Source organism: Kribbella soli, assembly GCF_004331345.1.
Classification (GTDB): Bacteria; Actinomycetota; Actinomycetes; order Propionibacteriales; family Kribbellaceae; genus Kribbella; species Kribbella soli.
Genome location: NZ_SJJZ01000003.1, coordinates 1103291 through 1117562, shown reverse-complemented (window position 1 = coordinate 1117562; position 14272 = coordinate 1103291). Strand labels below are relative to the sequence as shown.

At 68.5% G+C, this 14272-nt stretch carries 13 protein-coding genes; 7 read left to right on the top strand and 6 right to left on the bottom strand.

What is annotated here, in order from left to right; translation table 11 throughout:
* The first annotated feature begins 169 nt into the window (after window positions 1–169).
* From ppdK to E0H45_RS28105, 3 genes are all read left to right on the top strand, one after another.
* Window positions 170–2785 (top strand): pyruvate, phosphate dikinase, encoded by a 2616-nt coding sequence (gene ppdK / locus E0H45_RS28115; RefSeq protein WP_238155405.1) that lies wholly within the window; start codon window positions 170–172, stop codon window positions 2783–2785.
* Complete coding sequence (locus E0H45_RS28110) at window positions 2782–3561, top strand: class I SAM-dependent methyltransferase (protein ID WP_202872539.1); 780 nt, start codon at window positions 2782–2784, stop codon at window positions 3559–3561. Before ppdK ends, E0H45_RS28110 begins: the two co-directional genes overlap by 4 nt.
* A 147-nt stretch (window positions 3562–3708) precedes the next feature.
* Complete coding sequence (locus tag E0H45_RS28105; protein ID WP_131342809.1) at window positions 3709–3987, top strand: YciI family protein; 279 nt, start codon at window positions 3709–3711, stop codon at window positions 3985–3987.
* Here E0H45_RS28105 and E0H45_RS28100 read toward each other — a convergent pair.
* Both E0H45_RS28100 and E0H45_RS28095 read right to left on the bottom strand, forming a co-directional pair.
* On the bottom strand, window positions 3984–4163 hold the full coding sequence (locus tag E0H45_RS28100) for a hypothetical protein (RefSeq protein WP_131342807.1): 180 nt from the start codon (window positions 4161–4163) through the stop codon (window positions 3984–3986). The genes E0H45_RS28105 and E0H45_RS28100 overlap by 4 nt on opposite strands.
* A gap of 23 nt (window positions 4164–4186) precedes the next feature.
* Complete coding sequence (locus tag E0H45_RS28095; RefSeq protein ID WP_131342805.1) at window positions 4187–5407, bottom strand: type II toxin-antitoxin system Phd/YefM family antitoxin; 1221 nt, start codon at window positions 5405–5407, stop codon at window positions 4187–4189.
* A gap of 174 nt (window positions 5408–5581) precedes the next feature.
* On the opposite strand from E0H45_RS28095, the gene E0H45_RS28090 reads away from it, so the two are divergent.
* Window positions 5582–7108, top strand: coding sequence for a helix-turn-helix domain-containing protein (locus E0H45_RS28090; protein WP_131342803.1), 1527 nt, complete (start codon window positions 5582–5584; stop codon window positions 7106–7108).
* On the opposite strand, the gene E0H45_RS28085 is transcribed toward E0H45_RS28090, so the two are convergent.
* Window positions 7073–7936: an alpha/beta hydrolase gene (locus E0H45_RS28085; protein WP_131342801.1), complete on the bottom strand. Its 864-nt coding sequence runs from the start codon at window positions 7934–7936 to the stop codon at window positions 7073–7075. The genes E0H45_RS28090 and E0H45_RS28085 overlap by 36 nt on opposite strands.
* 88 nt (window positions 7937–8024) lie before the next feature.
* Between E0H45_RS28085 and E0H45_RS28080 the strand changes: the two genes are divergently transcribed.
* Window positions 8025–8651 carry a TetR/AcrR family transcriptional regulator gene (locus E0H45_RS28080; RefSeq protein WP_238155325.1) on the top strand — a complete coding sequence of 209 codons (627 nt, stop codon included), beginning with the start codon at window positions 8025–8027 and terminating at the stop codon, window positions 8649–8651.
* Here E0H45_RS28080 and E0H45_RS28075 read toward each other — a convergent pair.
* Together E0H45_RS28075 and E0H45_RS28070 are read right to left on the bottom strand one after the other, a co-directional pair.
* The gene (locus tag E0H45_RS28075) at window positions 8591–9844 is read right to left on the bottom strand and encodes an MFS transporter (RefSeq protein ID WP_131342797.1); all 1254 of its coding nucleotides are present in this window, start codon (window positions 9842–9844) and stop codon (window positions 8591–8593) included. The two genes, E0H45_RS28080 and E0H45_RS28075, sit on opposite strands and share 61 nt — an antisense overlap.
* Window positions 9841–10383, bottom strand: a complete 543-nt coding sequence (locus E0H45_RS28070) for a winged helix-turn-helix domain-containing protein (protein ID WP_131342795.1) — start codon at window positions 10381–10383, stop codon at window positions 9841–9843. Before E0H45_RS28070 ends, E0H45_RS28075 begins: the two co-directional genes overlap by 4 nt.
* 73 nt (window positions 10384–10456) lie before the next feature.
* Between E0H45_RS28070 and E0H45_RS28065 the strand changes: the two genes are divergently transcribed.
* Together E0H45_RS28065 and E0H45_RS28060 are read left to right on the top strand one after the other, a co-directional pair.
* Window positions 10457–11056, top strand: a complete 600-nt coding sequence (locus tag E0H45_RS28065; RefSeq protein WP_131342793.1) for a dihydrofolate reductase family protein — start codon at window positions 10457–10459, stop codon at window positions 11054–11056.
* Between the two features lie 43 nt (window positions 11057–11099).
* Window positions 11100–12335: a deoxyguanosinetriphosphate triphosphohydrolase gene (locus tag E0H45_RS28060; RefSeq protein ID WP_131342791.1), complete on the top strand. Its 1236-nt coding sequence runs from the start codon at window positions 11100–11102 to the stop codon at window positions 12333–12335.
* Here the strand turns inward: E0H45_RS28060 and E0H45_RS28055 are convergent.
* Entirely contained in the window at window positions 12291–14180 is a 1890-nt protein-coding gene (locus tag E0H45_RS28055) for a sialidase family protein (RefSeq protein ID WP_202872538.1), read from the bottom strand. The two genes, E0H45_RS28060 and E0H45_RS28055, sit on opposite strands and share 45 nt — an antisense overlap.
* Between the last annotated feature and the right edge of the window lie 92 nt (window positions 14181–14272).

Genomic DNA, 14272 nt, shown 5'->3' with positions numbered 1-14272 from the left:
AGACCAGTGTTCAACTGGACTGGTTTTTGGGCTTACTCTGAAAGCACGCCCCCGCCGCCGGAGTCGACGGGCCAGCGGGCCACATTCCCGCGCCTGCAAACACCCGCCTGCAACCCAGGGAGTGACCGTGCCGAAACTCGTTTACGACTTCGCCGAAGGCAACAAGGACATGAAGGAGCTCCTCGGCGGCAAGGGAGCGAACCTGGCCGAGATGACCAACCTCGGCCTGCCGGTGCCACCCGGCTTCACCATCACGGCGGAAGCCTGCCGTGCGTACCTGGAGACCGGCGCGGTCCCGGCGGACCTGGCCGACGAGATCGACCACCACGTCGCGCTGCTCGAGCAGAAGATGGGCAAGAAGCTCGGCCAGGCAGACGACCCGCTGCTGGTCTCGGTCCGCTCCGGCGCTGCCGTGTCGATGCCCGGCATGATGGAGACGGTTCTGAACGTCGGCCTCAACGACGACTCGGTGAACGGGCTCGCGCACCAATCCGGCAACCCCCGGTTCGCCTGGGACGCGTACCGCCGGCTGATCCAGATGTTCGGCAAGACCGTGCTCGGCATGGAAGGCGACGTGTTCGAGGACGCGATCGAACAAGCCAAGCAGGCGAAGGGCACCAGCAACGACCTCGACCTCGACGCAGCCGACCTGAAGCGGCTCGTCGAGACGTTCAAGCAGGCCGTGCACGACCACACCGGCCGCGAGTTCCCGCAGGACCCGCGGATCCAGATGGACCTCGCGACCGAGGCCGTGTTCCGTTCCTGGAACTCGGACCGCGCGATCCTCTACCGCCGCCAGGAGCGCATCCCCACCGACCTCGGCACGGCGGTGAACATCTGCTCGATGGTGTTCGGCAACCTCGGCATGGACTCCGGCACCGGCGTCGCGTTCACCCGCGACCCGTCGACCGGCCAGCCCGGCGTGTACGGCGACTACCTGCAGAACGCCCAGGGCGAGGACGTCGTCGCGGGCATCCGCAACACCGTCCCGCTCGCCGACCTCGAGCAGATCGACAAGGCGTCGTACGACGACCTGATGGAGATCATGGCCAAGCTCGAAGGCCACTACCGCGACCTGTGCGACATCGAGTTCACCGTCGAGCGCGGCAAGTTGTGGATGCTGCAGACCCGTGTCGGCAAGCGGACCGCGGCGGCGGCGTTCCGGATCGCGACCAGCCTGGTCGACGAGGGCGTGATCGACACCGACGAGGCGCTCAAGCGGGTGAAGGGCGCGCAGCTCGCGCAGCTGATGTTCCCGCGGTTCGACGCGGATGCCGCGACGGACCTGATCACGAAGGCGATCGGTGCGTCGCCGGGCGCGGCCTCGGGCAAGGTCGTGTTCACGTCGGCGGCCGCGGTCGAGGCTGCGGACCGTGGCGAGAAGGTGATCCTGGTCCGGCGCGAGACCAACCCGGACGACCTGCACGGCATGATCGCGGCGCAGGGCATCCTGACCAGCCGCGGCGGCAAGACCTCGCACGCGGCCGTGGTCGCGCGTGGCATGGGCAAGACCTGTGTCTGCGGCGCGGAGGAGCTCGACGTAAACGTTGCTCAGGGCACCATCAAGGTGAACGGCACAGTACTCGAGGCCGGCGAGATGATCTCGATCGACGGCACCACGGGTGAGGTGTTCCGCGGCGAGGTCCCGGTCGTACCGTCCCCGGTCGTGCAGTACTTCGAGGGCACGCTGGCCCCGGACGCGGGTGACGAGTTGGTCGCGTCGGTGCACCGGTTGATCACCCACGCGGACGACGTACGGCGGCTCGGCGTACGGACGAATGCGGACACCGCGGACGACGCGGCGCGGGCGCGGCGGTTCGGGGCGTCGGGGATCGGGCTGTGCCGGACCGAGCACATGTTCCTGGGGGAGCGGCGCGAATCGATCGAGCGGCTGATCCTCGCGGACAACGACGCGGAGTGCGAGGCCGCGCTGGCCGAGCTGGAACCCTTGCAGCGCGGGGACTTCCTGGAGCTGCTGGGCGCGATGGACGGGCTGCCGGTGACGATCCGGCTGATCGATCCGCCGCTGCATGAGTTCCTGCCGTCGATGGAGGAACTCGCGGTGAAGGTCGCGCTGGCGCGCGAACGCGGCGAGGAGCGGGGGCACGACACGGCCCTGCTCGCGGCGGTCGAGCGGCTGCACGAGCAGAACCCGATGCTCGGCCTGCGCGGCGTGCGGCTCGGGCTGGTGATCCCCGGCCTGTTCGCGATGCAGGTCCGGGCAATCGCGTCGGCGACCGCCGAGTTGCGGGCCCAGGGCAAGGATCCGCGGCCGGAGATCATGATCCCGCTGGTCGGCGCCGTGCAGGAGCTGCACCTGGCCCGCGACGAGGTGGAACGCGTACTCGCCGAGTTCCCTGGCGGCACCGAGATCCCGATCGGCACGATGATCGAGCTGCCGCGGGCCGCGGTGATCGCGGACCAGATCGCGGAGGCGGCCGACTTCTTCTCGTTCGGCACCAACGACCTGACCCAGACCACGTGGGGCTTCAGTCGTGACGACGTCGAGGGTGCGTTCTTCTCGCGGTACCTGGAGAAGGGCATCTTCGCGGTCTCGCCGTTCGAGTCGATCGACCGGGAGGGCGTCGGCGCCCTGGTGCGGACCGGCGTGGACCGCGGGCGGGCGACCAAGCCGGACCTCAAGCTCGGCATCTGCGGCGAGCACGGCGGCGACCCCGACAGCATCCATTTCTTCCACGAGGTCGGCCTCGACTACGTCTCCTGCTCCCCGTTCCGTATTCCAGTAGCACGGCTGGAGGCCGGGCGGGCAGCATTGGCCGGGTGAGCAGACAGACCCTTCGGCAGACCTTCGGAGAAGACGCGGAGCTGTACGACCGTGTCCGGCCGGCCTATCCGCGCGAGCTCTTCGACGAGCTCGCGCGGATCGTCGGGGACCGTCCGAAGGTGCTGGAGATCGGGCCCGGGACCGGCCAGGCCACTGCTGCCATGGTGCAGCGTGGCTGGTCGGTCACCGCGGTCGAGCTGAGCCCCGAGCTCGGGGGTGTCCTGCAGCGGAACCTTCCCGAGGTCGAGGTGATCGTCGCGGACTTCGACACCTGGGACCTACCGGCGGCCGACTTCGACCTGGTCATCTCGGCGACCGCGTTTCACTGGCTCGATCCGGCGACGCGGATCCAGCGCTGTGTGGACACGCTGCGGCCGGGTGGGGCGCTGGCGGTCGTGTCGACGCATCACGTCGCGGGCGGCTCCGAGCAGTTCTTCGTCGACGTGCAGTCGTGCTACGACCGGTTCACCGACGACGCGGCGAAGGACGGACTGCCGGCCGCGGACGACGTACCGGTGGATCCCGCGGGGCTCGGGGAGACGGACCTTTTCGGGTCCGTGGAGTTCCGCAGCTATGCCTGGGACGCGGTCTATTCGACGGCTGAGTACCTCGAACTTCTGTCCTCGTATTCGGGTCATCGGGCCTTGACAACGGACCGGCGTGACGGACTGTACGGCTGTATCAGCGCTCTCATGGACGCGGCCGGGGGATCGATCACGAAGCGTTATATGAATCAACTGTCTGTAGGAATTTCTCTTAACCAACCCCTTGCGTAGGGGCCCCTCGGCTGGTGAGAATATCCGGGCGGGAAGGGAGATCGCCGTCGACTTTCGGGTCTGACCTGAACCAGCCGCTGTGGCGGCTCGTGACTCCCTTTCCCGCACCAAATCTCTTTGTTCCAAGGCCATTGTAGAGTTTGGGGCATGGCCCAATATGTCGTGCAGTTGCGCTTCGACGTCGACCGGACCGACCGCCGGATGGAGGTCCGCCCGGCGCACCGCGAGTACCTCGCCGCGCTGAAGGCCGATGGCAAGCTCGTCGCCGCCGGACCGTTCACCGACCAGACCGGCGCGCTGCTCGTGTACGACGTGGCCGACGAGGCAGAGCTCCGCGACATCCTCGCCAAGGACCCGTACACCCCGGCCGACGTCTACGAGATCGCCACCTTCGCCGAATGGCAGCCGCTCTTCCCGTTCAGCTAACGCTTCAGCGACGAGAGCAGGGCGGCCGGCGTGTGGAAGTAGGCCACCGCCAGCACCGGGTAGCCGCGCGACGCCAGCAGGTCCGGGACCGACGGCGGCGGCAGGCCACCTTCAGAGCCGCCGAAGAACAGTACGGCGGGATGCTTGGCGCCATCCGTCCTCGGCGCGACATACAACCACTTCGAGCGTTCTCGAAGTGTCAGGCGTCGGCGCCTTCCAGGTTCAGGTGGTCGACGTACGCCCAGAGCCAGACCAGGGGAGCGAGGACCAGTTCGGGCTCGTTGTCCTCGTCGGCGATGAACAGCATCGACGCCTCGCCGTTGGTGAGGTCCTCAATGACCGCCTCGCACATCTCGAGTGCGACCTCGAACGGCACCAGCCGCGGACCGTTCTCCCAGCGCGGCTCGGGCAGCGGGAGGACCGGTGCCTCGTCCGTCCCGTCCAGCTCGACCGAGACCTTCTGCAGCTCCTCGTACAGGTCGAACGAGATCAGCCCCGCGAGCGGCCGCCCGTCCAGGCCGACCAGGTACGGGTCGTCGGCGCCGTCGCGGAACGCGTCCCGGATGTCCGGCAGCGCCGCCTTCAGATCGGACGCCTCCAGGTACGGCGCCTCGTCCGGCTCGTCCTCGGCCTCCGCCTCGACCAGCCCGCTGCGCATCTGGTCGAACTGGTGCAGCAGCCCGTTCAGCTCGTCGTACGCCCCACCGCCCGGCGCCTTCTGCGCGCGGGCCTCCAGGTCCCGTAGGTGCTCGACCAGCTCGTCCTCGAAGTGCAGCTCGTACCGCGGGAGGCCGGGCTCGCGGCCGGCGTTGATCTGTGCGACCAGCTGCGTCGACACCGGACCGATCCGCTCGGCGAGCACCTCCAGGGGCGTGGTCGGCTTCTCCTCGTCGTCGTGCGCGCAGGAGTCGTCCTCGCCCTTGCCGTCGCCTTCCATCGCGAGCAGGACCTGGAACGCCTGGAAGGACAGCAGCGCGGCAGTCGCCATCGTCCCGTCGCCGATCAGCATCAGCGGGTTGCCGCCGGCTTCGGTACGGCGTACGTGGTCGGACATCAGCGTCGCGGCCTGCTCGACGTTCACCTGGCTGGCCAGCGAGGACAGCCCGTGGTCCGTGTCCACACCGAGCAGCTCGACCAGTCGCTCGGAGCTCATGTCGAAGTTGGAACGCAAGTAGTACCGCAGCCAGCCGGCGTCGACCGGGTTGCCGAGCAGGTCCGCGATCCGGGCCCGGAAGTCGGCCAGGTCGGCGATCGCCAGCACCACGAGCACCGGCTGGTCACCGTCGCCGATCACCAGCGGCCGGGTGTCCCCGTTGTGGAATCCTTCGATGACCTGGTGCAGGCTGTCCGCGGCGGCCTCCAGCGGCCACGACTCCGCCTCGAACTCGTTGACCACCGCGGCGGAGGTGTCGTCGGGCATCTGCTGGTCCTCTCCGGGTGGCGGCGGGAGTTGGGGGTAACTGTAGGCTGCGGGCGATTCACCAGGTCGCGTGGGTCCTTCCGGGCCCCGGAACCGGCGGACGCGTGACGTTCGCTACGCTGACACCGGCGGGTCGGTGCAGCGGTATCTCACATGTGAGATAAGGTCCGGCTCATGACCGATGACTACCTGAGCCGGATCGGAAACCTCATCCGGGACGCCCGCAAGCATCGCGGCTGGACGCAGACGCAGCTCGCGGAAGTACTGAACACCAGCCAGAGTGCGGTGAACAGGATCGAGAAGGGTCATCAGAACCTCACCCTCGAGATGCTCGCCCGGATCGGCGAGGCGCTCGACTCTGAAATTGTCTCTCTCGGTGGCGGTCCGGTCCACCTCCGCGTGGTCGGCGGCCGCAGGTTGTCCGGTGCCATCGACGTGAAGTCGAGCAAGAACGCCGGTGTCGCGCTGCTCTGCGCCTCGCTGCTGAACAAGGGCCGTACGACGCTGCGCAAGGTCGCCCGCATCGAAGAGGTCAACCGGCTGCTCGAGGTGCTGAACTCGATCGGCGTCAAGACCACCTGGCTGAACGACGCCGGCGACCTGGAGATCGTCCCGCCGACGCACCTCGACCTGAGCGCGATGGATGCCGAGGCGGCCCGTCGTACCCGCTCCATCATCATGTTCCTCGGTCCGCTTCTGCACCGCGAGGACGCCTTCGAGCTGCCGTACGCCGGCGGTTGCGACCTCGGCACGCGCACCGTCGAGCCGCACCTGACCGCGCTGCGCCCGTTCGGTCTCGAGGTGAAGGCGACCGGCGGGCAGTACCACGCGCTGGTGAACCGGGCGATCGCCCCGGGCAAGCCGATCGTGCTGACCGAGCGCGGCGACACCGTGACCGAGAACGCGATCATGGCCGCCGCCCGGTACGACGGCGTCACGGTGATCCGCAACGCCAGCCCGAACTACATGGTCCAGGACCTGTGCTTCTACCTCGACCTGCTCGGCGTGAAGATCGACGGCATCGGCACCACGACGCTGACCGTGCACGGCAAGGCCGAGATCGACGTGGACGTCGACTACGCGCCGTCCGAGGACCCGATCGAGGCGATGAGCCTGCTCACCGCGGCGATCGTCACGAAGTCCGAGATCACCATCCGGCGCGCGCCGGTGGAGTTCCTGGAGATCGAGCTCGCGCTGCTGGAGGAGATGGGGCTCGACTACGACCGCAGTACGGAGTACCTCGCCGAGAACGGCCGTACCCGGCTCGTCGACCTCACCACCCGGCCGTCGAAGCTGCACGCGCCGATCGACAAGGTCCACCCGATGCCGTTCCCGGGCCTGAACATCGACAACCTGCCGTTCTTCGCGGTGATCGCGGCGATCGCCACCGGGCAGACGCTGATCCACGACTGGGTCTACGAGAACCGCGCGATCTACCTGACCGACCTGAACAAGCTCGGCGGCCGGGTCAAGCTGCTCGACCCGCACCGGGTGATGGTCGAGGGCCCAACGCACTTCTCCGGCGCCGAGATCATGTGCCCGCCGGCGCTCCGCCCGGCCGTCGTCACGCTGATCGCGATGCTGGCCGCGAAGGGCACGTCGGTCCTGCGCAGCGTCTACGTGATCAACCGCGGCTACGAGGACCTGGCCGCCCGCCTGAACTCGCTAGGCGCTCAGATCGAGACCTTCCGGGACATCTGAGCCTTTCTCCTGATCCGAGTCCTGGAGAAATGCCACGGCTTCGGTGATCACCGCCGGGTCCGAGAGGATCCGGCGGTGGCCGAGGCCGGTCGTCGGCAGGAAGTGCGCGCGGTCGCCGTAGTTGCGGAGCATCACGTCGGCCTGCGCGGGGTCCACGATCTCGTCCTCGTCGTTGTGGATCACCAGGAGCTCGAGCTTTCCGGTGCGCACCGAGAAGCGCGTCCAGATCTGGTCGTCGCCGTCGAAGTACCCGCGCTCGATCCGTCGCCGCAGTTGCTGGTTGATCTTCGGTCCCAGGCCGAGCTGGGCGCAGAACGTGTCGGCCAGGTAGCCGAAGTCCGCGACGCCGCTGATCATCACCAGCCGCTTGGCCGCGACGCCCTCGCGGACGGCGTACAGCGCGAAGAGTGCGCCGAGCGAGTGCGCGATCACGCCCTCGAACGGGCCGTGGCGTTCCTCCAGCGCGCGGATGATCCGCTGGTGGCCGAGGATCGAGACGACGTCGCCGTCCGAGTCGCCGTGCGCGGGAGCGTCGTACGACACCGGGCTGTAGCCGAGCTCGAGCAGGCGCGTGATGAATGCGGCGTACCGCGAGGCGCGGGAGCGCCAGCCGTGCACCAGCAACACCGGGCGCTTGCCGTCGCCCCAGTTGTAGGTCTTCACATTGTTGACAATCTCAACGTGTGCAGCGTCGTGGACGGCCTGCTCGTTCGTGCGGACCCGGCCGCGGGCGAGCGGACGGCGCCACAGGTTGAAGGCGAGCCGTCCGCCGAGTCGCGGTGACAACACTCCGATTGTCTGCAATCCGACACTGACCAGCTTCTGCATGACATCCCCTCCAGCAAACTATACGAACGGTCGTATTATTAGTTTCGATCAGCGTAGCAGTCAACGGAGACCCCCTAGGATCGGGATCGTGGAGAAGGTCGACGGACGGTTGGCGCGGGGTGACCAGACCCGCCGTGCCGTCCTGCGCCGTGCGGTCGACATCGCGTCGGTCGACGGGCTCGAGGGACTGTCGATCGGGCGGCTCGCGAGCGAGCTCGGGATCAGCAAGAGCGGGCTGTTCGCGCATTTCGGCTCCAAGGAGGAGCTGCAGCTGGCGACCGTCCGGGCCGCGCGCCGGATCTACGCCGACAACGTCGTGATTCCGGCGTACGAGGTCGAGCCCGGTCTCGGGCGGGTGTGGGCGCTGAGCCGGCACTGGCTGGACTACTCGCGGAGCCGGGTGTTCCCGGGCGGCTGCTTCTTCCAGAAGGTCTCGCACGAGTTCTCCGCGCGCGACGGCGCTGTGCACGAGTACCTCGCGTCCGTGCATCACGAATGGATGGACCTGATCGAGACCGCGGTCGCCGAGGCCGTCGAGCGGGGCGAGCTCGCGGCCGATCCGGTGCAGCTCGCGTTCGACCTGAATGCGTACTACGAGGCCGCGAACCTCGCGTCGATCCTGCACAACGACGAGGCGGGGTACGAGCGCGCCCGTCAGGCGGTGCGGATCCGGTTGGAGTCTGCGGTCGTCCCCGGTGTGTCGGTGCCTTGGTGAGTCGGCAGGTCGCGGCGCCCACGGATCGGTGACAGGAGTAGGACCAGGCCGGCCAGCGGTACGCCGGCTGTCGTGATCCAGAGGGCCGTGGTGAGTCCGAGGGTTTGGCCGAGGGTTCCGCCGAGAAGCGCGCCGAGCGGGATGGTGCCGTAGTTGACGAAGGCGTTCGTCGCGGTCAGCCGGCCGAACAGGTCAGGTGGACAGTAGGACTGGAGGAACGTCGCCTTCACGACATTTCCACCGACCACGCCGAGGCTCACGCCGAACGCGCCGACCACGTAGAACCACGGGCTCGCGCCACCCAACGGGATCAGTAACGCGAGCGTCGGTAAGCCGAGTTCGCACAGCAGTAACGCACGCGCTGTACCGAACCGCATGGTCCGGCGGCCGACGAGCGCGCCGAGAACACCACCGCTGGATGCCGCCGCAACCAGGGCGCCGACCGTGCCGGCGGACAGTCCGGCCTCGCGGACCAGGAATACGACGACGATCGCCTGATAGCCCATCAAGGCGAGGTTCGAGACCGCGCCGAAGATCGTCAACGTTCGCAGCCAGACGTCGTTTGCGACCAGCCGGATGCCCTCCCGGATCGCGCCGGCCTGCCGAGGCGCGTCCGTACGGCGTTCCCGGAAGCGGATCGCGGCGAGGGAACCGAGCGCGACCAGGAAGCTGCCCGCGTCGACCAGCAGCGCATTTGCCGCGCCGGCGAACTGGACCAGGAGCCCGCCACATCCGAGTCCCGCGATCTGCGCAGCGGACGCGCTGCCGTGGAGTTTCGCGTTGCCCTCGGCGTGATCGGACGGATCCAGAAGGGTCGGGAGATAGGCGGTGTACGCCGTCTGGAAGACGACCGACGCTGCTCCGACGAGTCCTGCGATGACCAGGAGAAAACCGATCGTCAGCAGTTCGCCGACCAGCGGAACCACGGCGAGCAGGAGGCCGGAGACGGCTGAGGACGCGAGCATGAGTGGACGTCGGCGTACCCGATCGATCCAGGCGCCGGTGGGCAGGCCGATCAGGAGCCACGGCGCCCAGGCGGCCGCGGTCAGCAGGCCGACCTCGAAGGTCGTTGCGTCGAGCATCGAAATCGCGACCAGTGGCAGCGCCACCGATGACGTCGCGCTGCCGAAGCGGTTGATCGTCTCGCCGATCCAGAACAGACGGAAGTCGCGGTGCGTGCGCAGCAGGCTCATGAGCGGCGCGGGAACGATTGCAGTTGGACGATCACGCGCTCGGACCCCTCGACCGGTTCGCTGCCGGTGTAGCGGTCGATGACGGCCGCGATCTCCGCGTTGAGTTTGTGCAGCTGCTCCGGAGTCAGTCGCAGGTCGCGCCAGTCCGAGAGACCGGCTGCGTGCTGCCAGTCGGCCGGCCAGTCCTCGGCGACGTACGCCCGGACGCGGTCGTAGTAGCGCTCCACGAGATCGCGCAGGTACACGTCGAGCGCGCGCCGTGTCTCCGGGTCGTCGAGGAACTCGGCCGGGTCGAGGACGGTCGGGCCGTGGGGGAGTCGCCACCAGCGCTCGCGCTTCGTGCCGCGGTCGGGGTCCTCCTCGAGGTACCCGTGCTCGGCGAGCAGCCGCAGGTGCCAGCTGATCGTGCCGGTGTTCTCGCCGAGCCGCGTCGCCAGGGTGCTCGACGTCGCGGGTCCGTCGAGCTCGATCGCCTCCAAGATGCGCATCCGGAGCGGGTGGGCGAGTCCACGCAGACTCCGGGCATCGATCCGTCGCATGGATGCAGAGTAATCTCTGCAAAGGAGTCTCTGCAACCAGGATCTGTCGGTGGCCGTCTCTAGGTTTGGGGACATGCGGCCTCATGTGGTGGCTCAGCTGGCGGTCTCGCTGGACGGGGTGACGTCGGGATTCGATGTCGACCTCGCGCGGTTCTATGCGCTGGCGTCGCTGTGGCAGGAGGACGTGACGCTGATCGACGCCGCGACGATCGTCGCCCAGGAGAACGCCGTACTCGCGGCTCCTCGGCGCGGTCCGCGGGCGGAGGGTCCGCTGCTGGCGGTGGTGGACGAGCGGGCGCAGGTCCGGAGCTGGGACTCGTTGCGGGAGCTGGGGTACTGGTCCGGCGTCCTCGCGTTGTACGCCGACCAGACGCCGGAGCGCCCGCCGGACGCGACGACCCGCGAGTTGATCACCGGCTACGACCAGGTCGATCTCGTCGAAGTGCTCGACGTTATGGGCCGCCGCGGTGTGCAGACGGTCCGCGTCGATGTGTCCGGCGTACTGCTCCGGGCCTGTCTGGCGCTCGGACTGATCGACGAGCTCGCGCTCCTCGTGCACCCGGTGCTGATCGGCGGCGACCGCTGGTACGACACCGGACGTCTCAATCTTCAGCACGCCGGCACCGAAGTATTCAAGGACGGCGTCATCTGGATCCGGTACGGCGTTTCCTGAAGGGCCCGCAAAGTGTCGGTGGGCGCGGCTACTGTGAGCGGTAATGAGGAAGCAGCATGAGTGGTACGACGAGCACGACGCCGAGCGATGGGTTGCCGAGCCGGTCAAGCGACCGGGGCGGACCGCGTTCGCTCGTGATCGCGCGCGCGTGCTGCACAGTGCGGCGTTGCGACGGCTGGCGGCCAAGACGCAGGTCGTGACAGCCGGCAGCGACGACTTCGTGCGGAACCGGTTGACGCACAGCCTCGAGGTCGCGCAGATCGGCCGCGAGCTGGCGGCGACGCTCGGCTGCGATCCGGACATCGTGGACGCGGCCTGCCTGTCGCACGATCTCGGGCATCCGCCGTTCGGTCACAACGGCGAGCGTGCGCTGGACCAGGTCGCCGCGGAGATCGGCGGCTTCGAGGGGAACGCGCAGACGCTGCGGCTGCTGACCAGGCTGGAGTCGAAGACGTTCGACGCCGAAGGGCGCAGCGTCGGCCTCAACCTGAGCCGCGCGACGCTCGACGCCGCGACGAAGTACCCGTGGCCCCGCCGGCCGGACGAGCGCAAGTTCGGGGTGTACGACGACGACCTCGCGGTCTTCACCTGGTTGCGCCAGGGCGTGGGGGAGCGGCGCTGCCTCGAGGCGCAGGTGATGGATTTCGCCGACGACGTGGCGTACTCGGTGCACGACGTCGAGGACGGGATCGTCGCGCACCACATCGACCTCGGCGCGGTCGACGCCGAGCCCGCGCCGTACTGGGAGACGGTCCGGCAGATGTACTTGCCGGAGGCAACCGACGCCGAGCTGGACGAGGGCTGGGCGCGGCTGAAGGCGCTGAACTACTGGCCGCGCGCGGCATTCGACGACAGTCGGCAGGCTCTGGGCGCACTCAAGGACGTCACCAGTCAGCTCATCGGACGGTTCGCGACCGCCGCCGAGCAGACCACGCACGCCGTGTTCGGCCGGTCCCGCCTGATTCGGTACGAGGCCGACCTGGTCGTTCCGGACGGCACCCGCACCGAGATCGGGCTGTTGAAGGGCGTCGGCATGTTCCACGTCCTCAACTCACCCGAACGCCAGGCCCGCCGGGCCACCCAGCGCGAGCTTCTCACCGAACTCGTGGAAGCCCTGTGGAAAACGGCCCCGCGGCACCTGGACGTCCCGTTCCGGTCCGACTTCGCGGAGGCGACCGACGACGATGCCCGCCTCCGCGTCATCGTCGACCAAGTCGCCTCCCTTACCGACCCGTCAGCCCTGGCCTGGCACGCTCACCTTGTCGAAGGGCAGATCTAGGCCCAGCCGGTTGGTGATCGGCTTGTTCTGCTCGCGGATCTGCTGAAGTTCGCCGTCGGTGACTGCCCGGCGGTAGACGCGGACCTCGTCGAGCGCGCCGTGGAAGCGGTTCACACCGTCCACGCGTTGGCCGACATGGATGCCCTGCACGCCGAACTCCTTGCCCGCCGTCACCGATCCGGCCGGTGCCGTCGCCGAGCCGACCTCGGCGCCATCGACCACCAGCCGCAACTTCCCGCCGACCCGTTGCAGTACGACGTGATGCCACTGATCGTCGTTGTACGCCGACGCCGACTGGACCGTCACGTTGAAACGATCGACCGACAGCAGCGCGCGGATCCGCTTGCTCTCCGGCTCCGCGCGCAACCACACCTGCGGCGTACTGCCGGAGCCGGTCCGGTACGCCCACAGGATCGCGTGCGTCCCGGTGGTCGCGCCGTACTTGATCCACGCCATCATCGTGAAGTCGTCGGCGCCCAGATCGATCGACCGGTCGTACGGCACCTCGACGTAATCGTCCACCCCGTCCAGCGCGAGCCCGTTCCCGAACTTGCCTGCGGCAACAGTCGCCCCGCCGCGCACGTACGCCGGATTGCGCGCCGGCCCGGTGTCGGGCGTCAGCGGCCCAGGAGCGGGCGGACCGGGGATCCCCGGCGGCGTCCCGTTCGGCGTCGACAGATACGCCTCGTTGAACCGCGCCCAGCGGATCGACTCGTACGGATTCGCGACCCCGGCCTCGTACAGCAACCCGGCCTCGTCCCCGTCCAGCCGGACCATGTCGGAGTACGCCGACGGACCCCAGTAGAAGACCTTGCCCTGCTGCCACGTGCCGAACGAGCGCGCTTCGTCGTACGACGACCGCACGGTCATCACCTCGCGCGCGGCCGGATGCGCCGGCGCCGAGAACAGGATCCGGTTCCGCCGATCGCCCTCGTTGTGCGCGCTGAACCGCAGCAACGAGCCCTGGACATCGGGCATCGCCAACTTCGGAATCGTCCGGAACGGCGCGTCGAAGCTGTCCCCGCCGTCGCTGCTGATCGCGTACGCGCGATTGCCCGGATCGGTGCCGCGTTCGCGGGCCAGCGCGTAGATCCGGCCGTCGGTCAGCTCGACCACGGTGACCTCCTGCGCGATCACCGAACCGTCGTCGCGCGAGGTCGTCGCACCGATGTGCCAGGTCTCGCCGGCGTCGTCGGAGTACAGCAGGTGGGTGCCGTAGACATGCGGCCCGACCCCGTCGTACGTCTCGAAGCTGGCGCCGACGATCAGCCGTCCGGCGTGCGGGCCGTGTTCGAGCTGGATGCCGTGCATCGGGCCGGTCGCGTACCAGAAGTTCCAGCTCGGCAGCTTCGCGTCGGTCAGTTCGCGGGGTGCGGTCCAGGTCGCGCCGAAGTCGTCGCTGGTCTGGACGTACGGGTCGCGGTCGCAGCCGTTCGTGCACGGCTGCGGGCCGTTGTGCGTCGTGACGAGCACGATCCGCCCGGTCTTCCGGTCCACGATCGGGACCGGGTTGCCGTGCGTACTGCCGTTGCCGTCCGAGACCAGCTGCAGCGGGCCCCAGGTCTTGCCGCCGTCGGTCGACCGGCGCAGCACGATGTCGATGTCGCCGTCGTCACCGCAGTCCGCGACCCGGCCCTCGGCGAACGCGAGCATGTCGCCGTTCGTCGCATGCACGACGGCCGGGATCCGGAAGCATGAGTAGCCCTCGGTCTTCTGCTGGAACAACACGCTGTCGTCGACGAAGGGCGCTGTGTCGTCGTGGCCGGCCTGAGCAGGCGGCGCGGTGAGGGCTGTGAACACTAGTAGGGCGGCGGCCGCGAGACGGCCTGGTGCGAGAACGCGCATGGCTCTCCCAGGGAGGTCATAGGACGTATGATGTCCTGCGACAACGTAGTCATCCGCGTCGTCGGCGACAAGGGGTCGCGGAGGACTATCGT

Coding starts and splice junctions, on each gene's coding strand:
- E0H45_RS28095 (WP_131342805.1), bottom strand. CDS start 5,407: ATGCCCGACGACACCTCCGCCGCGGTGGTCAACGAGTTCGAGGCGGAG.
- E0H45_RS28060 (WP_131342791.1), top strand. CDS start 11,100: ATGAGGAAGCAGCATGAGTGGTACGACGAGCACGACGCCGAGCGATGG.
- E0H45_RS28055 (WP_202872538.1), bottom strand. CDS start 14,180: ATGCGCGTTCTCGCACCAGGCCGTCTCGCGGCCGCCGCCCTACTAGTG.
- ppdK (WP_238155405.1), top strand. CDS start 170: ATGAAGGAGCTCCTCGGCGGCAAGGGAGCGAACCTGGCCGAGATGACC.
- E0H45_RS28065 (WP_131342793.1), top strand. CDS start 10,457: ATGCGGCCTCATGTGGTGGCTCAGCTGGCGGTCTCGCTGGACGGGGTG.
- E0H45_RS28085 (WP_131342801.1), bottom strand. CDS start 7,936: ATGCAGAAGCTGGTCAGTGTCGGATTGCAGACAATCGGAGTGTTGTCA.
- E0H45_RS28075 (WP_131342797.1), bottom strand. CDS start 9,844: ATGAGCCTGCTGCGCACGCACCGCGACTTCCGTCTGTTCTGGATCGGC.
- E0H45_RS28090 (WP_131342803.1), top strand. CDS start 5,582: ATGACCGATGACTACCTGAGCCGGATCGGAAACCTCATCCGGGACGCC.
- E0H45_RS28070 (WP_131342795.1), bottom strand. CDS start 10,383: ATGCGACGGATCGATGCCCGGAGTCTGCGTGGACTCGCCCACCCGCTC.
- E0H45_RS28105 (WP_131342809.1), top strand. CDS start 3,709: ATGGCCCAATATGTCGTGCAGTTGCGCTTCGACGTCGACCGGACCGAC.